General features: G+C 52.6%; 4 protein-coding genes. All 4 read right to left on the reverse strand.

What is annotated here, in order from left to right; all coding sequences use genetic code 11:
- Window positions 1-1,366, reverse strand: a 1,366-nt coding sequence (locus D5S03_RS04885) for a PAS domain S-box protein (RefSeq protein WP_287042841.1), incomplete at its 3' end; no start/stop codon positions are given.
- Complete coding sequence (locus D5S03_RS04890; RefSeq protein WP_287042842.1) at window positions 1,356-2,486, reverse strand: FIST signal transduction protein; 1,131 nt, start codon at window positions 2,484-2,486, stop codon at window positions 1,356-1,358. The genes D5S03_RS04890 and D5S03_RS04885, both read right to left, overlap by 11 nt.
- 527 nt (window positions 2,487-3,013) lie before the next feature.
- Complete coding sequence (locus D5S03_RS04895; protein WP_287042843.1) at window positions 3,014-4,444, reverse strand: response regulator; 1,431 nt, start codon at window positions 4,442-4,444, stop codon at window positions 3,014-3,016.
- A gap of 173 nt (window positions 4,445-4,617) precedes the next feature.
- Window positions 4,618-4,902, reverse strand: a 285-nt coding sequence (locus D5S03_RS04900; protein WP_287042844.1) for an Hpt domain-containing protein, incomplete at its 5' end; no start/stop codon positions are given.

Genomic DNA, 4,902 nt, shown 5'->3' on the forward strand with positions numbered 1-4,902 from the left:
CCGAGGAAATGGTGGCCATGTCCACGTATTCTCTCTGCTCCGGTCCCAGGCTGGTTTCTTCCAGCAGGCTCATCATGCTCACCACACCGTTCAAGGGCGTTCTTATTTCGTGGCTCATGTTGGCCAGAAATTCGCTTTTGGCCCTGGAGGCCTCCTCTGCTGCATCCCTGGCCCTGATGATCTCCTTTTCGTAATTTTTGCGCTGACTTATATCGGAGTAAACCGCAAACCCTCCGGTAATGTTTCCATCCACCAGCACCGGACCGCCCTTAAGCAGGACTTCCCTTGGCTCGCCGTCCCTGGAATACCTGGTGCACTCCATCTCCACGTTGTCCCCTGCAATTATCCTGTAGGCCCCGTAATGCGCCTCTTTTCCCTCAGGATCCACCACATCTATGATGTTTCTGCCCCTGACCTCTTCCAGATCATGCCCGAACATCTCGGTAAAACGCGTGTTGACGTTGAAAATTTTGAGGTCGGCGTCAAAATAGACCATTGCGTCGCTGGTGTTGGTAAAAAGAGACTCGAACTGGGCCTTCTGGGTCAGAAGCTTTTTTTCGGACCTTTTGCGCTGGGTAATATCCCTTAACTGCTCCACCACCAGGTGAACACTGCCCTGGGAATCGAAGACCGGCTGGGAAATGCACTCCAGATACCTGTCATATTCCGGAAGGTATTTTTCTTTGAAGTCCTGCCTGCCGGTCCTGACGGCCCGGGCCGAGGTACACGAACTGCAGGGCACTGACCTGCCGATGAGTTCGTAGCATTTTCTTCCTTTCACCTCCTCTGGCGTAAGACCCAGAAAATCATACCCGGCCCGGTTGTACCTGATCATGGTATGATCCGGTTTTTGAATTCCTATGATGTCCGGGATGGAATCCAGTGTGGCTTCCAGCAGGGCCTTGGAGTTGGAAAGCTCTTCCTCGGCCTGCCTGCGCTTTTCCACTTCCAGGCAGGAGCGGCAGGCCCTGGCCAGCATTGCAGTCAGGGGCAGCAGTTCATTGATGAGAAATGGCTCGAAACTCCTGGATCGCGAAAGCACCAGGATACCAAAGTCCTGCAGCCTGAAAGCGTAATGAAAGCTGTCCTGTTCCTGCAGCAGCAACCAGTCCTGAAAGCCGTCTGTATCCGCTTCCCGGGCAAGCTGCTGCAGCATAGCGGCAAAATCCTCATTTCTGGACATGTACCTGGGCAGGCACAGTACTATGCCTTTGTCATCTGCGGTATTGACCACAGCTGCAGCAGTACAGTCCAGCTTGCGCAGAAACTGCGGCATGCACTTCTTGAGAAGCTTTTCCAGGTCGAACTCGCCGCTGATGGAAAGGGCCAGTTCCAGCAACACGTCCTTGTAGAATTCATTCTGCATGGGGATCCCCCAGTATCCCGGCCACTGCTGTCTTGTTGTAGAATTCCAGGTAGGCATCCCCGGTATTGGCTATCTCTCCAATGGTCAGGGCTCCAAAGGTGGTCAGTCCGCAATCAGCCGCCTGCAGCTCCTTTTTAAACTCCTCACCCATGAAAAGGACCCTGGAGATACAGTCCATAAACAGCATGCTGGCCTTGTTCCGGTCCCCATGGTAATTATTCAGGGCATTGTCCCTGGCCTGTACCGCACCCTCAATAAGAGAGTCCATGTTTCCCCGCAGTATGTATACAAAGGAATTCACAGGCACCTCCCCAACGCAGACCAGTTCATCATTTTCGGTAAAAAGAGGGTCGCGCACGATCATTTCCGCGTCCAGCTTGACTATACCCAGGGGGTGAGCCTTGGCGATGTCGAAAAAGGGCTTTTCATCAAATGACAGACCGGATTGTTCTTTTATGGCATTTTTATACACCTGAAAGGCCGGTTCCCAGTTCAGGGAGATGACCCTGTTTTTTTCGGATTCAGTCACCTTCATGGTTTTGGTTATGGGGTGCCACCCATGAGCCACTCCTATGCCGCTGCGGACTTCTGATACCCCCACCACCGCACCGTCGCCCTTGAGGCCCAGGTTGGTGAAAAGGCAGGGCTTCTGCTCAAAACTCAATGATCCGGCTCCCCCGCCGATATAGTTGGGCATAAGACCCAGGTTGTTGAAAAGCCCGTCGATAAAGGCGCTGATCCTGGAACTAAGACCGTCCACAAACACGAAAAAGGTCCTGTCCTCCACGTCAACACCCGTCAGGGCCTCATCCACGGCGTCGTCCATAATCCTGTCGTCATCGCTTAGACCCGGCACATAGAGAGACACCGTATCGTAAAAAAGCCCGGCCACAATGGTGCCCTTCTCCAGGTTTTCCCCTTCAGCAATAATCTGCGGGAAAACCCCCCCCAGCAGAGGCAGACCGCACTCTTGCAGGACCGGATCAACATTCTCCGGGGTAAAGCCGTTGGCGTCACAGGCCAGGATGAGTATGGACTTCACCCGCCCGTGGTTCTGGACTTCCTGCAGCATGGACTGTAAAGACTCCACAGATCCTTTCCTGCAAACCCTGAGTATCATATTCTTACCTCCTTGCTTTGTGACTTATTCCTTAAACCCTGTAATAAAAAAAGAAAAACTGGAACTACGATAAAAAAACGTAGCAGGCCAGGCGTAAAGGGCGCAAAAAGGAAGGGATCTCATACAACCACCCCCGGCCCCTCCTTGGCTAAGGAGGGGAGTTTACACCGTGCCCTTAATCTATACTGAGGAGCAGGTCCGGTTGAACTTTGCCATGCATCGCGCAAAGATAAATTTCTTACTTTGCGATCTTCGCGCCTTTGCGCGAGAAAAAAATGGGTTGCGGGCATAGCCCGCCTTAGTCCCTGTCAGCCCTTTTAAGGAAAGCTGAACAGATATCCTGCTTACATATATCTTTGCGGACAGTAGCTGTTTCAGCGCTTTGCATGTAGCATGGGGACTGGCTCTCCCCGCACTTATTTTTAAAATGCCGTCAATCATCCTTCAGAAAAATAAGTGCGGGGGTGCCTGTCCCCTGCTTTCCTTAACAGCGCTAAACAGATACTGCTGACAAAACCCTTTTGCATCTATTGGCACAGGGGCAGACGTACAGTAAGGGTGGTGCCGGACTCTACTGAAGTCTGCATGTCAATGTTTCCGTTCTGGGTCCTGGCTATAAGGGCCGCGGAGTAGGTACCCAGGCCTGTTCCGGATTTCTTGCCGTGGGTGCTTAGCTTGTCAAAAAAGACCTCCCTTATTTCCCTGGGCACTTCACCGTGATTGTGGATTGTTATAAGGCTTTCACCAGCCTGGTACCACATCTTGATGCTGACCTCTTTACCATGCGGGGATGCCTCCAGGGCATTTTTAATGAGGTTGGAAAACATGGAGTAGCAAAGCATCTCTTCACCGCAGACCATGAAGCTGAAATCATCCGGCACATCCATATCCTGATGCAGAAGTCTCACCTGAATGTTTTTTCCCCTGCTCAGGGGTTCCAGCTGTCTCAAGACCTGCCGCAGCACGCGGGTGAGATCCACTTTCCCGGGATCAAGCTGGTATGTCCCCTGCTCCATCTTGTACAGGTCCAGGGACAGGTTTATCATGTTCAGCAGGGTATGCCCGGATTCTTTTATGTACTGCACCAGTTCCCGGCTTTCATCGTCCAGTGCGTCAGATTCCAGGAGCAGGTCCGGTATTGCTATAATGCCGTTTAAGGGTGTCTTCATGTCGTGCCTGGTGATGCGCTCAACGTCTTCACGCAGTTGATCCAGGTGCCAGCGCCAGGTGACATCCACGACGGCTGCGACCATCCAGCCTGAAGCCACCGGCTTGAGGTAAATCTCCCAGTTTTTGTCCCCGGAGGATATTTCCAGCCTGGACTGCTCCCTGGCTTCAATCAAATCACCAGCATTGCCTTTACTTTTGATAACTTGGCGTACCTCAGGGGGGAAAAATCTGCCCTCCAGGGCCGCCCCCTGCCTGTATCCGGCCCTGCCTGCTTCCGGGTTGGCAATCTCCACCCTGTGATTTTCTGTGTCCAGAAGCATCACCGGAAAAGGCATGCCCCCAAGCATAACCTCCATGGTCCTGCGCTGCCGGTCCTTTGCTTTTTTCCTGCTGATCACCCTCAGACAGCGCTGCAGCACTTCCAGAAGCTCCGCCGGAGCCACAGGCTTGGACACAAATTCGTCCAGACGCAGGGCTATGGCCTTTTTCAGGTTGTCTATGTTGTCAAAGGAAGTGGAGAGTATGACCACCGCTTCCGGGTCCTGCTCCCGGATGGCTTCAGCCATTTCCAGGCCGTCCATGCGCGGCATTTCAATGTCGGTGATGACTATATCGGGATTGAAACGTGAAAATGCGTAAAGCCCTTCCTGGCCGTCCCTGGCCTGATGGACCTCTTTTACCCTGGGCCCAAGCATCTGGGTTAAAAACTCCAGAGTAAAACTTTCGTCCTCCACGCAAAGAACCGAGACATCTTTTAACTTCAGGTCTGCTTCCATGTCAGTAAACATTGTACGCTCGCAATAACACTACAGCGAAACTTATAAAACTTTTCAACCTGTCTAAATCGGGGACAGGCACCCCCGCACTTATTTTTCTGAAGGATGATTGACAGGTTTTAAAAATAAGTGCGGGGAGAGCCAGTCCCCGGAGGTGAATAAATAAGTTTCGCTGTAGTGATAAGTTAGTCTTGATTACCCTGGTCCCGGTATTCCAGGAGTTTATGCAGTTCCTGCAAAAGCTCTTCCCAGGCCCGTCTGACCCCTTCCAGATCCTTTTCCCTGGCTGCCAGATCCAGCTCACTGGACTTTTGTGCCGCCCCGGCGACACACAGGGTGCCCAGGGCCCCTTTCAGCTTGTGCCCCAGGCTGGAGACTGCATCCATGTTCTGCCTGTCCACAGCATCCTGGAGGTTATCCCTGTATTGCTGCAGTTCATCCTGCAAAAAACGCTGAAACATCCCGGACCA

Source organism: Desulfonatronospira sp. MSAO_Bac3 (genome assembly GCF_003838035.1).
Classification (GTDB): Bacteria; Desulfobacterota; Desulfovibrionia; order Desulfovibrionales; family Desulfonatronovibrionaceae; genus Desulfonatronospira; species Desulfonatronospira thiodismutans.